Source organism: Hymenobacter rubripertinctus (genome assembly GCF_003583925.1).
Lineage (GTDB): Bacteria > Bacteroidota > Bacteroidia > Cytophagales > Hymenobacteraceae > Hymenobacter > Hymenobacter rubripertinctus.
Map to the genome: position 1 here is coordinate 1 of NZ_QYCN01000103.1, position 1164 is coordinate 1164.

At 58.6% G+C, this 1164-nt stretch carries 1 protein-coding gene; it reads right to left on the bottom strand.

All coding sequences use genetic code 11. The features are described from left to right. Positions 1-14: 14 nt before the first annotated feature. Positions 15-1164 (bottom strand): ISAs1 family transposase (locus tag D0T11_RS21705; RefSeq protein WP_220473768.1); only part of this gene is annotated, 1150 nt, incomplete at its 5' end.

Consider the following 1164-nt stretch of genomic DNA (forward strand, 5'->3'; position numbering starts at 1 on the left):
CAGGTTAAACGCATCTAATTTGGGGCTATTTTGGTGAGTACCGCCTTTAAATAGTCGTCATCCCAGCCCGCTATTTTTCGTCGGTTCTTCCTACTTTGCTTGTCGTCCATTCGCCCCAGCGCCTGCAAGGCCATCTTGCGGGCCGTGGCCATGTTCAACGGCCCGTTCTGGGTGCGTACGCGCTGCCGGTCTTCTCGAAAAACAACGTCTAAGTGCCAGTGCAAGCGGTTTTCGATGCTCCAGTGCTGGCGAATGTAGTGGTTGAACTCGGCCGCCTCAGCCACCAGACTGCTCACGTAGTAACGCGTCTGCTCCACCCGTCGGCCCGCTATTTCCCGACTCGCATCGACGCGAATCACGCTGCGCACGCCGGGCCAGTCAGCTAGCGCATCGAGCAGTTCCAGCCGCGTTTCCACCCGGCACGTGCGTCGTTCCAGCCGGCCCGAGCCAAAATCAAGGTGTTGCGCCACTTCCAACTGTGCCAGGCGCGGGCTAAAGTAGTCGTGGACCTGTTCGTAGATGGTGGGCTGGTCGCGCTTGAGAGCCAGCAGGTAGTGCCCGCCCCGCGCTACGATCAGCTCGGCGTTGGCCCGCTGGCAGCCGGCGGCATCACAGCTGACGAGCGTATCGGTTAGGTCGAGCGAACGCAACAGCTCGGGAATGGCCGTCTTCTCATTACTTTTGCTGCCCACCTTGGCTTGTCCTAACACCAGGCAATGGGCCGAGGACCAGGCGCTAACGATGCAGATGCCGCTTTTTTTGGCCCCCGCCCGCGCTGTGCCCCGTAGCACTTTGCCATCCACGCTCACCTGCTGCAACGACTCGGCAACTGTGGCTAACACCTGGGCCGACCAGTTGTAGAGGCAACGCCCGAAGGCCTCGGTATCCATGTGGCGGAACACGCGCGTAAACGTGTCGTGGGAGGGAATGCCGTTGGGCAAAGCCAGAAACGTGCGCAAAAAGGCCTCTTTGCGCTGGCCATAGGCTTCAATTTCCTCAAAATCGTCTGCCCCACTCAGCAGCGCGCACAAGGCAATGACCAAAATATCGACCAACTGGTGCTTTTTGCTCCGCTCTAAACGGAAGTCGGGCATATCGGCGAAAAACGTGTTCCAATCCATGACCCAAAGATCGGAAAACCCGTTTTTTGATGCGTTTAACCTG